Source organism: Mesorhizobium sp. M0815 (assembly GCF_040319995.1).
Classification (GTDB): Bacteria; Pseudomonadota; Alphaproteobacteria; order Rhizobiales; family Rhizobiaceae; genus Mesorhizobium.
On the sequence record NZ_JAMYOU010000019.1, the window covers coordinates 1 to 14,228 of the forward strand.

Annotated in this window: 15 protein-coding genes; 11 read left to right on the forward strand and 4 right to left on the reverse strand. The window is 62.9% G+C overall.

The features are described 5' to 3' along the window. Positions 1 to 276: 276 nt before the first annotated feature. The 5 genes from NKI01_RS20505 (at position 277) to NKI01_RS20525 (ending at position 5,580) form a co-directional block, all read left to right on the forward strand. On the forward strand, positions 277 to 1,032 hold the full coding sequence (locus tag NKI01_RS20505) for a phage terminase large subunit family protein (RefSeq protein ID WP_352589703.1): 756 nt from the start codon (positions 277 to 279) through the stop codon (positions 1,030 to 1,032). Then, positions 1,029 to 1,622, forward strand: coding sequence for a hypothetical protein (locus NKI01_RS20510; RefSeq protein ID WP_352496074.1), 594 nt, complete (start codon positions 1,029 to 1,031; stop codon positions 1,620 to 1,622). The genes NKI01_RS20505 and NKI01_RS20510 overlap by 4 nt, the downstream gene beginning before the upstream one ends. Positions 1,623 to 2,099: 477 nt before the next feature. Beyond that, a complete protein-coding gene (locus tag NKI01_RS20515) occupies positions 2,100 to 3,251 on the forward strand; it encodes an acyltransferase family protein (RefSeq protein ID WP_352964407.1) in 1,152 nt (383 codons plus the stop codon). Between the two features lie 266 nt (positions 3,252 to 3,517). Continuing rightward, positions 3,518 to 5,260, forward strand: coding sequence for a portal protein (locus NKI01_RS20520; RefSeq protein ID WP_352642935.1), 1,743 nt, complete (start codon positions 3,518 to 3,520; stop codon positions 5,258 to 5,260). Further along, on the forward strand, positions 5,257 to 5,580 hold the full coding sequence (locus NKI01_RS20525; RefSeq protein ID WP_352589711.1) for a Bbp19 family protein: 324 nt from the start codon (positions 5,257 to 5,259) through the stop codon (positions 5,578 to 5,580). Before NKI01_RS20520 ends, NKI01_RS20525 begins: the two co-directional genes overlap by 4 nt. 19 nt (positions 5,581 to 5,599) lie before the next feature. Here NKI01_RS20525 and NKI01_RS20530 read toward each other — a convergent pair whose 3' ends face one another. The 4 genes from NKI01_RS20530 to NKI01_RS20545 form a co-directional block, all read right to left on the reverse strand. Further along, complete coding sequence (locus NKI01_RS20530) at positions 5,600 to 5,902, reverse strand: hypothetical protein (RefSeq protein ID WP_352589714.1); 303 nt, start codon at positions 5,900 to 5,902, stop codon at positions 5,600 to 5,602. A gap of 243 nt (positions 5,903 to 6,145) precedes the next feature. Next, complete coding sequence (locus tag NKI01_RS20535) at positions 6,146 to 6,463, reverse strand: YMGG-like glycine zipper-containing protein (RefSeq protein WP_023718151.1); 318 nt, start codon at positions 6,461 to 6,463, stop codon at positions 6,146 to 6,148. Positions 6,464 to 6,657: 194 nt separating this feature from the next. Further along, a complete protein-coding gene (locus tag NKI01_RS20540; RefSeq protein WP_023718152.1) occupies positions 6,658 to 7,059 on the reverse strand; it encodes a type II toxin-antitoxin system HicB family antitoxin in 402 nt (133 codons plus the stop codon). A 4-nt stretch (positions 7,060 to 7,063) separates the two neighbouring features. Continuing rightward, a complete protein-coding gene (locus tag NKI01_RS20545) occupies positions 7,064 to 7,252 on the reverse strand; it encodes a type II toxin-antitoxin system HicA family toxin (RefSeq protein WP_352496017.1) in 189 nt (62 codons plus the stop codon). Positions 7,253 to 7,362: 110 nt separating this feature from the next. Here NKI01_RS20545 and NKI01_RS20550 point away from each other — a divergent pair, with 110 nt between their 5' ends. From NKI01_RS20550 to NKI01_RS20575, 6 genes are all read left to right on the forward strand, one after another. Then, the gene (locus NKI01_RS20550; protein WP_352964411.1) at positions 7,363 to 7,935 is read left to right on the forward strand and encodes a hypothetical protein; all 573 of its coding nucleotides are present in this window, start codon (positions 7,363 to 7,365) and stop codon (positions 7,933 to 7,935) included. A 278-nt stretch (positions 7,936 to 8,213) separates the two neighbouring features. After that, positions 8,214 to 9,122, forward strand: a complete 909-nt coding sequence (locus tag NKI01_RS20555; RefSeq protein WP_023718155.1) for a hypothetical protein — start codon at positions 8,214 to 8,216, stop codon at positions 9,120 to 9,122. Positions 9,123 to 9,209: 87 nt separating this feature from the next. Then, on the forward strand, positions 9,210 to 10,199 hold the full coding sequence (locus tag NKI01_RS20560; RefSeq protein WP_023718156.1) for a hypothetical protein: 990 nt from the start codon (positions 9,210 to 9,212) through the stop codon (positions 10,197 to 10,199). A 213-nt stretch (positions 10,200 to 10,412) separates the two neighbouring features. Then, entirely contained in the window at positions 10,413 to 10,658 is a 246-nt protein-coding gene (locus NKI01_RS20565; protein ID WP_023718157.1) for a hypothetical protein, read from the forward strand. 287 nt (positions 10,659 to 10,945) lie between these two features. Then, positions 10,946 to 11,548 (forward strand): phage connector family protein, encoded by a 603-nt coding sequence (locus tag NKI01_RS20570; RefSeq protein WP_352851174.1) that lies wholly within the window; start codon positions 10,946 to 10,948, stop codon positions 11,546 to 11,548. Continuing rightward, positions 11,545 to 14,001: a phage tail protein gene (locus tag NKI01_RS20575; protein WP_352964414.1), complete on the forward strand. Its 2,457-nt coding sequence runs from the start codon at positions 11,545 to 11,547 to the stop codon at positions 13,999 to 14,001. The genes NKI01_RS20570 and NKI01_RS20575 overlap by 4 nt, the downstream gene beginning before the upstream one ends. Positions 14,002 to 14,228 lie beyond the last annotated feature (227 nt).

Consider the following 14,228-nt stretch of genomic DNA (forward strand, 5'->3'; position numbering starts at 1 on the left):
GCCTCGACCGCCGATCGGATCGGCGGGCTGCAGCTTATGTCAAAGGCCATTGTCAGCAATCATGAGAGTGGGGAGATTGGATGTCGCATTGGCTTTCGCCAATCTCCAATGCTTGCGGATAAGCGAGACGCTGAAGCTGCCATCTCCCCCCTTGAGGGGGAGATGTCCGGCAGGACAGAGGGGGGCGCTGTCCCGCCATCATGAAAACATCTTACCGAACAGCAGCATACGTCCAACACCTGCCACCATGATTCAATGCCGCGAGGGTGAAAAACAATGACCCGTCACGTCACCTTCATGACCATCGACGATGCCGAGCATTATACGCCGCAGCAGCGCGCCGAGATCATTGCCGCCTATCCGGCGCATGAGCGTGAGGCGCGGGCCAAAGGCATTCCGGTGCTCGGCTCCGGCCGCATATTTCCGGTGGCCGAGGAGCTGATCGCCTGTGAGCCGTTCCCGCTGCCGCGCTATTGGCCGCGGCTCGGCGCACTCGATTTCGGCTGGGACCATCCCTCGGCGGCGGTCGAGCTCGCCTGGGATACGGAGGCCGACGTCGTCTATATCACAAAGGCCTGCCGCGCTTCGCAGCAGACTCCCGCCATGCAGGCGCTGACTCTGAAACCGTGGGGCGAATGGCTGCCATGGGCATGGCCGCGCGACGGCCGCCGCGAGACACTGGAGGGTGCCGGCACCGCGCTTGCCAAGCAATATTCGGCACATGGGCTGAACATGCTCGCCAGCCATGCGCAGTTCGCCGACGGTTCGGTATCGGTCGAGGCCGGGCTGATGGACATGCTCGATCGCATGCAATCAGGCCGCTTCAAGGTGTTTTCGACGCTTTTGCCGTGGTTCGAGGAGTTCCGGCTCTATCACCGCCGGGATGGCCAGGTGGTGAAGTTGCGCGACGATTTGATGGCGGCGACCCGCTATGGCGTGATGATGCTGAGGGAAGCGGTGGTCGACCCGGCGGTGTTCAAAGCCGCGCGGCGGAAGGCGGGGCAGGCCGATCCGCTGGGGGCGTTTCGGTGACCATCCGCATCATCCCCGCCACACTGCGCGATCTCTCCTATATCGCCGCCAACCTGCGGCCGGAGGACCGAGCCGAGATCGACTGCCAGTTCGACGAGTGGTCGCCGGCTTTGCTGGCGCTGACGGCGCTGCAGGGGTTTGCCTATGTTGCCGAGCTCGACGGCAATCCGGAGGCCGGCTTCGGCGCCGCCGAACAGCGCAGCGGGCTGTGGATCGCCTGGAGCTGGGGCACGCGCCGCATGAGGCGCTGCGTGCCTGGGATTACGGAATTCTTTCACGCCGTGCTCGGGCCGCAGGTTGCGGCGCACGGCGCCTGGCGGGTCGAGGCGCGAGCGCTGGCCGCCAATGAATTGGCGCTGCGCTGGCTGGCCCGGCTTGGTGCCACGCAACGCTGCCGCCTGCCGGGCTACGGCCGGAACGGCGAGGATTTTCTGCTCTACGACTGGACGAGAATCTCTCACTTTGGAGAAAACCATGTGCCTTTTTCAAAAGCCGCCGGCGCTGAAGCCGTTGCCGCCGACACCGACCATTGCCGACAAGGACGTGCAGGCGCGCGAGGCCGCGTTGCGGGCCCAGCTGGCGGCCAATGATGGGACCGCGGGAACGGTGAAGACCGATTTGTCGCCCAGTGAGCTCACCGGCCAGCGCCGCGTGCTGCTGGGGGTTTGACATGGGCGCGATGAGAAGAGTGTTCCGCAACCGCGTGCTGGCGTGGTGGTACTGGCGCCGGCACGCAAGGTTGGTGAAGAAGAGAGGCGGGTGATGCTGCCGATCTCCCCCCTCGTGGGGGAGATGCCCGGCAGGGCAGAGGGGGGCACTGTCCCGCCGGCCTTGGTGATCAATTTGTAAGTTGCCGCCATCGGCTCATTCCGGCGGGAAACGAAAACAGAGGCTGGCGTTCCTTCGCGCCCCCCTCTGGCATGCCGGCCATCTCCCCCACGAGGGGGGAGATCGCAGCTTCCGCGTTTTCCGTAACAACCGAGCGCAAATCGTGTTCCTTCCGCACGGTTGACATTCTTCCCTCAGCCGCCATGCTGCATTGCAACATGGCTATCGAGAAGTTCGGCATGACGGAAACATCGCGCATCGAGTGCCTGGACGGGCTTCGGGCGCTCGCCGCGATCTGGGTGCTTATCGGGCACTGCCTGCTGCTGACCGGCTGGCAGGTTCCTATCCTCGGCGAACCGGACCTCGGCGTCGATCTGTTCATCATGCTGTCCGGCTTCCTGATGGTGTTCCATTACCAGCTGCGCCAGGACAAGGAGCCCTGGCAAAGGCCGGAAACCTGGCTGAAATTCTGGACCCGCCGCTACTTCAGGATAGCGCCGCTGTTCTACGTCATGCTGTTCGCTGCCCTGGCGCTTGGCCCCTATCTCTACCAGTCGAGGATGGTCATCGACGAGTTCCTGCTGAGGTCGCCGCAGGCGCCCGAGCGTTATCTCGACAGCGGCCTGAAGAATATTGGCGCCCATCTGCTGTTCCTGTTCGGCCTGGTGCCGAATTTCGCCTATCGCACGCCGCTGCCGGACTGGAGCCTCGGGCTGGAGATGCAGTTCTATGCGGTGTTTCCGGCGATCATGCTGCTGGTGCGCAGGCTTGACTGGGTATGGAGCGCCATTCTGGTCGCGGCCACCGGCAGCGCGATCGTGTTGTTGATGGGGCAATTGTCGGTGCATTTTCCGATGCCGTCGTTCCTGCCGCTGAAGATGCAGATTTTCCTGTGCGGGATGCTGCTGGCGGGCGTCGTCCATCAAAGGCAAAAGCGGCCCTTCGCATATCTGGCGTTGGCCATGGCTCTGGCCGCGCTGCCCTTCGGCGGCGGCTATGGGCTTGGCAAGCTTTTGATGCGGGAAGCGCTCGTATTGGGTTTCTTTGCCCTGGTTCTCTACCGGATGCTGCCGGGAATGATGGGCATCGTGGCCAGAAAGATCGCCATGACGCTCGCCAACAGGTTCTTTCATCTGATGGGTGAGCTTTCCTTCAGCATCTATTTGATCCATCTGCTGGTTCTCCAGCCGGTCGCGGCCCTGGTCATCACCCAGTTCGGCCACGAATTGTCGGCGCCGCTGCGCTTTGCGGTCGTCACTGTCGTCGTTCTGCCGGTGGTGTGCCTGCTGTCCTGGATCACCTACACGCTGATCGAAGTGCCCGGCCAGAAGATGGGACGTTTCGTGGTGCAGCGTTTTGGGCGGAGCCCGGCGCTCGAGGGCAGCGCATGATCAGCTGAAACTGCCGATTTCCCCCTCGTGGGGGAGATGCCCGGCAGGGCAGAGGGGGGCGCTGTCCCGCCGGCTTGTGGATCATTTGTAACGCGACGTTAGGCGAATTCCGGTTGGGCGAATCCGGTCGGAAAAACATAAAAAACGCAGGCTTGCGATCCTTCGCGCCCCTCTGTCCTGCCGGACATCTCCCCCACAAGGGGGAGGTCGGCAGCTTCGGCGTCCCGCCGCTTCTTTTCAATCAAATCCATCAAGCGAGGCTGACCATGAGCGATTCCCGTGCTCGCGATATTCTGTCGCGACAGGCAGAACTGGAGAGCGAACGCAGCCAGTACGAGCATGTCTGGGAGGCGGTGTCCGAATTCTGCGACCCCGATGCGCCCGATATGTGGAGCGGCCGCCGCCAGGCCGGCACGGATTCGCAGGCCGAACGGCAGGAGCGGCGCGGTGCGCGCGTCTACGCCAACACCATCAACTCGGCCGCCAACCGGCTGGCCGCCGGGCTGGAAAGCCTGATCATCCCGCAGTCAGAGAAATGGCATGGGCTGTCGACTGCGGCAATCAACGACGAGGAAACCGACGAGGAAAAGGAATGGGCGGAAGCGCTGCGCGATTTCCTGTTTTCGCTGCGCTACTCCGCCAATTCGAACTTCGTGCCGGCAACACAGGCATGCCTGCGCAATGTCGTGCGCTACGGCCCAGCCTATCTCTACGCCGAGGAGGGTTTTGGCGGCACGCTGATCCGCTATGCCTCGATCCCCGTGGTCGAGGGCTATCTCTCGCGCAACCGCTGGGGCCAGGTCGATATTTTCCACCGCCGCTACGAGCGCACGGCGCGGCAGGCGGCGCAACTGCTCGGCTATGAAAAGCTGCCGGTGCGGATCAAGGTTCTGGTCGACGACCCCTCGAAATGCGAGACGAAGATCTCGCTGATCCAGTGCATCCAGCCGCGCGACGAGCGCAAGATGTACAGTCTGAGCGGCACCTATCAGTATCTCGATACGGCGTTCGCTTCCTATCACGTCATCGAGGACGAGGAGGTGATCGTCAGGGAAAGCGGTTTTCGCTCGTTCCCGGTATCGTGCTTCAACTGGCGCCGCTACGAGGGCGATCCCTACGGCATCTCGCCGACCATCGAGGCGCTGACGACGGTGCGCGAGGAGAACGCCGTGCGGCGCTCCGGCCTGCGCGCCCTGCAGCAGATCACCGATCCGGCGACCGCGTCCAAGGCGCGGCTCGACTATGTGCCGGTGCTCAATCCCGGCGAGAATTATCCGGGCCTGATCGACGATGCCGGCCGGCCGCTGATCGCGCCCATCGCCACCGGCCAGAACCCGACCTATGCGTTCAATTATGCCGACAGCCGGGCCGAGGAGATCCGGGACATGATGTTCGTCAACCTGTTCCAGACGCTGGTGCAGAACCCGCAGATGACGGCGACCGAGGCCTTGATCCGGCAGGAGGAGAAGGGCGCGCTGCTCGGGCCGTCCGGCTCGATCATCCAGGCCGGCTTTGCCAGCAATCTCGACCGCGAGCTGGGTATTCTGGAAGACAAGGGACTTTACGAGGAAGACAGCCGCTTCCTGCCGCCGGCGAGCCTCGCCGGCAAGGCGCTGCGGCCGACCTTCACCGGCCCGCTCGACGTGCTGCGCCGCTCGGCCGAAGCCCGCGACACCATCCAGGTGGTGACGACGGCCATGCAGATGGCGCAATTCGATCCCGGCATCATGGACAATATCGACGGCGATGAAGCACTGAAGATCGTGCAGGGCGCGGGCCGCAGCCCGCAGCGCATCTTTCGCCGCCAGGACGAGGTGGCCGGTATTCGCGATGCTCGTGCCAAGGCCCAGCAGGAACAGGCCGGCATGGCGGCGGTCGCCGCCGCCGGCAAGGTCGCCAGGGATGCGGTGCCGGCGGCCGTACAGGCGCGCGATAGCGGCCTGCTGGATGGACTCGGCGAGCTGATGCCGCAGGGTGTGCAAGATGCTTCGGGCGGGCAGGGCGTATGAGTGGCAAACGCTTCGCCCATTCCAGCCAGGCCGGCGGCCCGGCCAAGGCGCAAGATGCGCTGGCCAAGGCCTATCTCAGGGTGTTCTCAGGCCAGGACGGCGAGATGGTGCTGGCCGACCTCACGGCTGCGACCGGCTATTACCGCCGCCCGTCCTATGGCGAGTGGCTGGCCAAGACCAAAACGCCGAACGGCTTCGAGCTGCACAGTGCGCTGAGCAATGCGCGGGCCGAAGTGGTGCAGCACATTATGGGGTTTTTGACGCTGGACGAAGCGCAGCTGGCGGCGCTGGCAAAGGCGGCGAGGCTGGAGGGGAGGTAGGGTGGTGGAGGACCTGTGGCTAAGTCTTGCTCAAATCTACGGTGAGTCGCAACGGGCTGGTTTTGACGCCTGGCGGCCAACACCTCTGGACCGATTTCGAAAGTTGTCGGGCCGCTTCCGCCGCTGCTTCCGAATGAGGTTCGTAGGATACAACCGTAACCGACTTGATCTTGCCGGCCTTGTCCAGTGTCACCTCGAAAGTGGCTTTGACACGATTGTCGACAGCGGCCACCGGCAAGACCAGGCATTCGTCAATCCGCTCAACACTGACAGCCTGTCTGGCGTGTGCGGAAACCGAACAAACAGCCAGCAGTGAGGTCATCAAAAATCGCATCGTCGCCCCCTTTGGATAGCAGACGATAGCGCCGACGTTTAATCAGCGGAAGGACCAAATCATCGGGGAAAAAGGATGCGCCGAGGCTGAAGCTGCGCCCCTCTCCCCGTTCTACGGGGAGATGATGCCGGCAGGCAGGTGAGGGGCGGAGCCGGCATGTCAGAAGTTTGCGCTGCCCCTCATCCCCCTGCCGGGACCTTCTCCCCGCAGAACGGGGAGAAGGGGGCACGCTCAATAATCGCCGTTATAATAGCGGTCGTCACAGGGGGCGGTGTAGATGCGGCCGCTGTTGCGATCCTGATAACGGCAAAGCTGTTCGCCGCGCGGCTGCGGCGTGGTGGCGTTGCCGACGACGGCGCCCAGCAAGGCGCCGGCTCCGGCACCGATGACCGTGCTCTTGGTGTTGCCGCCGATCGCCTGGCCGGCAAGCGCACCGGCGCCGGCGCCGAGCAGCGCACCGGTGCTGGTTCTCTGCTGTGCTTCGGTCTGCGCGCAGCCTGCCAATGCGGCGGTTACGAGCATGGCGGCAATGGCTCTGGAAATGGTCATCGTCTGGTACTCCCTTGAAGTCTATGAACTAATACACGGGCCGATTTTGCCAAGTGCGGTGGCATTTGCGGCGGAACATAGGCACTGAGCCTCACGAAATAAGACATGGTTGTTTTAGTCTGACAGCTCGGTTTCGGAAAGAAATGTAACCGAACAAGACGACGGAGCTTCATCTCAAATCGACCTTCGAGGGGCTACGCTGCCTCGATCTGCATCACCTTTTTTGCCGCAGCGGTCAGAAATCCGGATCGGCTGTAGCCGTGGCGCTCTGCATATCGATCGATCTGATCGAGGATATCTTCCGGAATGGTGACATTGACGCGCACGACTTTCGCCGCTTCGGCTTTCAAGGGAACCAGGATGGCGACACCGCTCAGATTGTCCTTGTCCGACATCACTTCCTCCAGGGACGACGGCTCGGGAATTGCTTCGCCATCCTCGACCAGCCCCTCGACATGAAAGGCCAGTGCTTCCTCGGCCATGGCGCGGGCATCATCCAGATTGACGCCTGCTGTCACCAGGCCCGGAAAATCGGGGAAGGAGACGCCGAAGTCGCTGTCCGCTTGCTTGTGGATCAGTCCGATGTAGTTCCGCATTTCTCTACCTCAGCTTCAAGCCGGATTGTTTTTCGATACTCTTGAGAGTGCCGATCGGGATGTCGCGCTTGGGATGCGGAACCGTCACCCGGCCCGGCTTGGCTTTGTGCTTGAACTGGGCGTGACTTCCTTTTCGAGCCACTTCGTACCAGCCATCCGCCAGCAGCCTATGAATGACATCGGCGCTCTTCATGTTGTGTATAGATACACACAGAAGGGCTAAATGTCCATGAGATTTGCGGCAGATTACGTGCCGCGGTCCAGTTGAACCTTCCTCAAATCCCCAAAAAATGGAGATACCAGATGACCCGAGGTCTTCCCCGGACGCTTTCGCGTGCCGCCGCCAGAGAAGCCGGCCTTGCCCCGCCCAAGGCGGGGCTTACCGCCAGGACGACCGGGCAGGGCGGCGCCTACCGCACCGTCTTCTCCTTCAATGCCATGCCGGTGCCGGTCACCGATGCACTGGCCTATGCCAGTCAGAAGCTGTTCGATTTCATCGATGGCAAGATCCGTATCAAGGGCGGCACGGCAAGATTGCAGTTCGCCGTGCTGACGCCGCGAGCCTCGACCATCAACGACAATGCCGCGCTAACCTGGTCGCTCGGCTCGACGGCAGCATTGAGCGCTGTGCTTGCCGGCACCATGGTCAATGTGCTGGGCGCGACCGGCCGTACGCTGGATGGCGCGGGTGCCGCGCTGTCGAGCGCATCGATTGCCGATGTTGCCGCAGCCGCTACGCTCGACGGCACCGTGACGCCGGTCGACCTCTATCTCAACCTGGCGTTTGCCACCGGCACGGATATCGACGCTGACGGCACGGTTGCCGTCACCGGCACTATCACGCTGCTCTGGGAGAACTGGGGCGACAATATCTAGGTTCCCTCCAGATATGGGTGATTGGCGAAAGCGGAAGTGACGGCCAATCTCCCCCCGCGTGGGGGAGATGCCCGGCAGGGCAGAGGGGGGCGCTGTCCCGCCGGCTTATCCAGCTGATTCGTGCTTGCAATCTTTCCCGGGGCGTTGGTGACGAAGTGCACCGGATCCTCGCGTTCCTTCGCGCCCCCCTCTGTCCTGCCGGACATCTCCCCCACGAGGGGGGAGATTGGCAGCTTCGCCGCTGGCTCTCTCTAAACCTCAACATAAGGAATCTTTTCATGACAGATCTGGCAGACGCCGGGTCCGCGGTGGCGGCGCCACCGGCGGGCAACCTTGCACGGCCACCGGCCAACGGGGACAACGGGTCCGCCCCGCCTGCGGCCAAAAGCTGGTTTGACGGTCTTTCCGAAGGCAACCGCAAGCTTGCTGAAACCAAGGGCTGGACCAAGCCTGAAAGCCTCGATCGGGTTTTCACCTCTTATGCGGAGCTGGAGCGGCAGCAGGGTGAGAGCCTGCGCGTTCCGGCAGCCGATGCAGCCGCGGAAGACTGGGACAGGTTCCATGCCCGACTGCCCGAGGCGATGCGTCCGCTGACCTCGCCCGACAAGGTCGAGTACAGGCGCCCCGACGGGCTCCCCGAAAACTTCGCCTATTCGGACGAGCTCGCCAATGCGTCCAAGGCCTGGGCAGTCGAGGCAGGTGCTACCCCGAAGGTCGCGCAGGCCTATCACGACCGCTTCGTCGGCTACATGGCCGAGCAGGCCAAGGCACAGCAAATCGCCGTTGCCCGCTCGGTCGAGACGACCCACGACGACCTTGTGCGGGATTGGGGACCGACCGGCAGCGATGGCTTTCGCCAGAAGCTCGAGGTCGCCAACAGGGCGATGAAGAAGCTCGGCCTGGTCAATGCCTATAAGGCGAAGGGCATCCTTCTGCCGGATGGCGCCTTGACCGACCCGCAGATCGCCAAGGCGTTCCACGCCATCGGCGAGGCGATGTTCCGCGAAGACACGATCGACGGCGGCGCGGCCTTGAGTGGAGGCAATCCCTTCAAGCGCAATGCTGCCGGCGAGCGCAACCTGACCGGCATCTCGGCGCTGGTCAAAAGCGACCCCGCCCGTGCCCGGCGGCTGGCACGCGAGGCCGGCGAAAACCCCGATCTATGGATGCCCAACAACCCTCTCTGAAATTGGACCATGATCTTTTCCGAAAACCGGTTTCCACTTTTCTGGATCATGGTCCGCCAATCTCCACAAACCTGAAGGAAGACAAAAATGGCAGACGCCTATACCCGCATCGCGGACGCGATCGTTCCGTCCGTCTATGCGCAATACTCGTTCGAAGAGCATGTCCAGTCGCTCGACATCTACCAGGCCGGGATCCTGTTTTCCGACCCGGCCATCGCCTCGAAGCTCTCCATGGGCGGGCGTTCCGTCGACATGCCCGGCTGGAAGGATCTCGGCAACGATCCCTCGGAGCCGGTCAATGACGACCCGGCCGACTCGATCGAGATGAAGAAGATCGGTGCGCGCCGCGAAGTCGCGGCCCGCAATGTGCGTGCGCAGGCCTGGGGCATCCCGGACCTGACTTCGATCCTTGCCGGCGACGATCCGCAGAAGCTCATCGTGCGTCGCCAGACCGACTACTGGCAGCGCGCCAACAAGCTGACGCTGCTCGGCATCCTAAAAGGCGTGCTGGCCGACAACATCGCCAATGACGGCAGCGATCTGGTGCGCGTTACCGGTGCTTCCATCGTCGACACCGACATCATCGAGGCCGCCTATCTGATGGGCGACCGCGCCGACAAGTTCAAGACGATCTGGATGCATTCGAAACAGATGAAGGCGCTGAAGCTCGCCGACCTCATCGACTATGTGCCGTCGTCCGAGCAGGGCGGGCCGCTGATCCCCTACTACATGGGGCTCAGGGCCGTCGTCGATGACGATATTCCGGTCGCCGGCGGCGTCTACACCGCCTTCATGTTCAAGGACAAGGCGATCCTGTGGAACGAGCTGCCGGTCAACACCGAAGGCGGCCCGCTCGAGTTCGACCGCAAGCCGCGGCAGGGCCATGGCGGCGGCGTCACCGAAATGGTCGGCCGCCGGCATTTCGTGCCGCATGTGCCGGGCACTCGCTTCCTCGACGCGTCCTCGGCCGGCGAATTCGCCACCGATGCCGAGCTGGCACTGGCGGCAAACTGGGACCGCACGGCGTCGAGCGTCAAGCACATGACGTTCATCGCGCTGAAAACGATGGAGGCCTGATCCGGCCGGAAGGGGCGGGCATCAGACGTCCCGCCCCTTCTGGACACCAGGTCGGCCGGTGTGGCGAATCCCAAGTTCACCCGCTGCGCCGCGCCGGAGTGATGCGAATTTTGCGGTTCGCCACAACGTTCATGTTGCTCGTTTGGCCAATCGACGGCACCAAACAGTTACAAGAAAGGGCGATGCTGCCTTGTCTGAGCAAGGGAGGTAACTATGAACGTGAAGTACAAAACAGTTCAGGAAGTGCTCCGAAAAGCGGGCATTGTCATGAGCAAGAAGGGGGAAGTTCATCGCATAAACTTCTTCAGCGGTCTGGAGGACACCGCCTACTACACACCAAGTCTTCAAGATGCCCTGGACAAGGGCTTGGCTATGGCGGGAGGTATCGGAAGGGTGAAAGCAAGCGTCTTTGCCAAGTCAGCCGAAACAGGGATCTCGACCAGCGCACGCATCGGCTGACTCAATCCAGGCAAGACATCGCCGCATTGTGCGGCGGTGTCGTGAAACCGCAATAACCGAAGGATTGCCGTCTTCCTTGCTCGAATGGAAAAAAGACGGATCACGCAGCACGTGCCACCCATTCCCTGACGGGCGGCTGGCATCGTGACCGCTCCCTGCACGAGACGTGCAACGTTCTGCCCAAGCCACAATCACAAGAAATCCCCAGCCGCCTTGAAGCGGCTTTTTGCCGTGGAGACACCATGCCCCGTTTTCCCCGACCAACCACACAGACAGAGGCCTGAGCCATGGCCATCACCCCGCTCGACATCGCCAACATGGCGCTCGCCGTGCTCGACGAGGCGCCGATCGACAGCCTCGACCAGGACGCCAAGGCGGCGCGTCTGCTCAATCTGCACTTCGACCTGACCCGCGAGGCCGAATTGACCAAGCACGCCTATGTCTTCGCTATCCTGGCGGCCTCGGTCGCCGGCTTCGACACCGGCAGCGGCGCTGGCACGCTGAACTTTGCCTATGAACTTCCCGCCGACTGCCTGCGGCCCTTGCCGCTGACCCATAATGGCGAGCCGGACGGCGTGCCGCTCTCATGGCGGCAGGAGGCCGGGTTGGTCTATTCCGATCAGGCCGGGCCGCGCATCATCCGCTATATCGCCAACCTGACCGACCCCAACGACTGGGACGCGCTGTTCACCGAGGTGCTGATTGCGGCGCTCGCCATCAAGATCGCGCATCCCTTGACCCACAAGTCCGGCATGATCGACGTCGCCCGCAGCGCCTATGACAGGGCGCTGGATGCCGCCTACTCGGCCAATGCCATCCAGCGCGGCGGCAGATTTTCCAATATGTCCTGGGCTTTCCAACGCGGCGACAACAGGTTCGCCGGCCGATGACCACGCTCTATCCGGTCCAGGACGCATTCATCCGCGGCGAGATTTCTCCCCGCTTGCACGCTCGCGCCTCGCTCGAGCTCTACCGGGCGGCGCTGTCCAAATGCACGAACTTCGTCACGCTGCCGCATGGCGGCATCAGAAAGCGCGGCGGCACGTATTTTTGCGGGGAGGTGAAGGACTCGTCAAAGGCGACACGGCTGATCCCGTTCATCTTCTCGGCCGATCAGGCCTATGCGCTCGAATTCGGCGATCTTTACATCCGCGTCTACGCCTATGGCGCCCGCGTCGGTACGGTCGAGGTGGCGGCCCCTTATCTCGAGGCCGATCTCTTCGACCTGCAATTCGTGCAGTCGGCAGACCAGATGTGGATCACCCACAAGGATTATCCGGTCAAGGTGCTGACGCGCACCGCGCACACGACCTGGACGCTCGCCGATTTCGTCTTTCTCGACGGTCCATACGACAAGATCAACACCACCGCCACGACGTTGACGCCGGCCGCAACCGGCAACGCCATGCCGGTCATGGCCTCGAATACGCTGCCAAGCGGCACGGTCAGCAACAGCAACGGCTCATCCGACGTGTGGCAGGTGTTCGACGGCGACAAGCAGGAGGGGGTGGACATAGCGGGATTTCCGAGCGGGTATCTGCGCTACCAGTTCGGCGGCGGCGAGGCCAAGACAGTCGACGCCTACTGGATTACCGCGACGAATGATCACTCAGACACTGTCTCGCCGACCCAGTGGCAATTCCAGGCCTCGCACAACGGCACCGACTGGACGACGCTCGACAGCCGGGACGGAGAGACCGGCTGGTCCAAATCGGAAACCCGCTTCTTCGACGGCTTCAACAACACGGTTGCCTATGAATATTATCAGCTGCTGTTTTCGGGCGGCGACAGCGACGGAACCGCCATCGCCGAACTGGCCCTGCACGAATACGCGCCGTCGCAAACGCCGTTTGATCTCTCGGCCTCCTCGATCGTCGGCATCAATGACGGCACTGGTTTCCAGACCAGCGATGTCGGCCGCGCCATTCGTCTGCTTGGCGCGGATGGCTTCTGGCGCTGGGCAAAGGTCACTGCCCGCACCAGCATGACGGTGGTCACGGTCCAGTTGTATGGGCATGCTCTGCCCGATCTCAGCCCGATCATCCGCTGGCGTCTCGGCACGTTCGTGCCCGGCAAGTACGTGCAGAGCGGTTCGCTTTACGAGGAGCGCCTGGCGTTCAGCCGAAAATTCTCGGTCTATGCCTCGCAAACCGGCGATTTCGACAACTTCGCCACCGGCGAGAAAGACACCGACGCGCTGGAATTCGTGCAGGCCGGCGGCGGTCAGGCCAATGACATCACGTGGGTGGCGGAATCGGACGGTGCGCTGATCATCGGAACGCTTGGCGGGGTGAGGGCGCTGTCCGGCTCCGGCATCGACGAGGCGCTGACACCGTCCTCGTTCAAGAACCGCCGGTCGCGGACCTTCGGCTGTGCCCCGATGCGTCCTGTCGATGCGGGGCAGTCGTTCCTCTATGTCACCCGCTCCCGCAAATCGATCGCCGAGTTGACACAAAACGCCACCGGCCGCTTCACCTCCGACGACGTCGGTCAAATATCGGAGCACATTCCGAAGAAAGGCGTCGTCGAACTCGCCTTTCAGACCGACCCCGACCCGCTGCTCTGGTTCCCGCTCGGGAATGGCGAACTCGGCGGCTACACGCACCAGCCGTCGCAAGACGTGCGCGGCATGCATATCCACCAGATCGCCGGAAGTTTCGCAGGATCCAACTGGGCCGTTGTCGAAAGCGCCGTGGTGACGCCCGGCCAGGACGGCAATGACGACCTGTGGCTGATCGTCAAGCGCACGATCGGCGGCGTGACCAGGCGCTATATCGAAATAAAGACCGTGCCGTTCGAATATGCGGCAATCGAGGACGCTTTCGAGGTCGACTGCGGGCTGACCTATTCGGGTGCTGCCGTCAATGTCGTCTCCGGCCTCGATCATCTCGAAGGCCAGGCGGTCGACGTGCTGGCCGGCGGCAAGGTCTACAAAGGGCTCACGGTCGCTTCCGGCCAGGTGATGCTGCCCGGCGGCGCCACCGCCGCCAAATGGCAGGTCGGGCTCGGCTACCAGTCCGAGGCCAACACGCTGGAGCTGGACGTCGGCGGCCGCGACGGCTCGATCGTCGGCCGGCGCAAGAAGGTCGCCAAGCTCATTCTTTCGCTGCTGGAAACCGACATCGCCGGGCTTCAGGTCCAGTCGTTTATCCGCGGCCGATGGGAGCAGGTTCGCATCCCGTCCGTGGTTGCTCCGGGTGCCATGGCGAAATTGTTCACCGGCAATGTCGAGGTGCCGATCGACGACAGCTGGGAAGGGCAGGGGCGGGTGAAGATCCGCCACGTCAATCCGACGCCCTGCACGATCAGGGCGATGACACCGGTGTTCGACGCCGAGCCTTAGACGCATTGCAGGTTGGCGAAACTCTTGACGACGGCCGATCTCCCCCCTCGTGGGGGAGATGTCCGGCAGGACAGAGAGGGGCGCTGTCCCGCCGACCAATCGTAATTACGTCCTTATCCATTCTGGCCTGACCGCAGTTAGCTAAAGCCGCGATCCTTCGCGCCCCCCTCCGCCCTGCCGCGCATCTCCCCCACAAGGGGGGAGATTGGCAGCTGCGATGTCCTCCC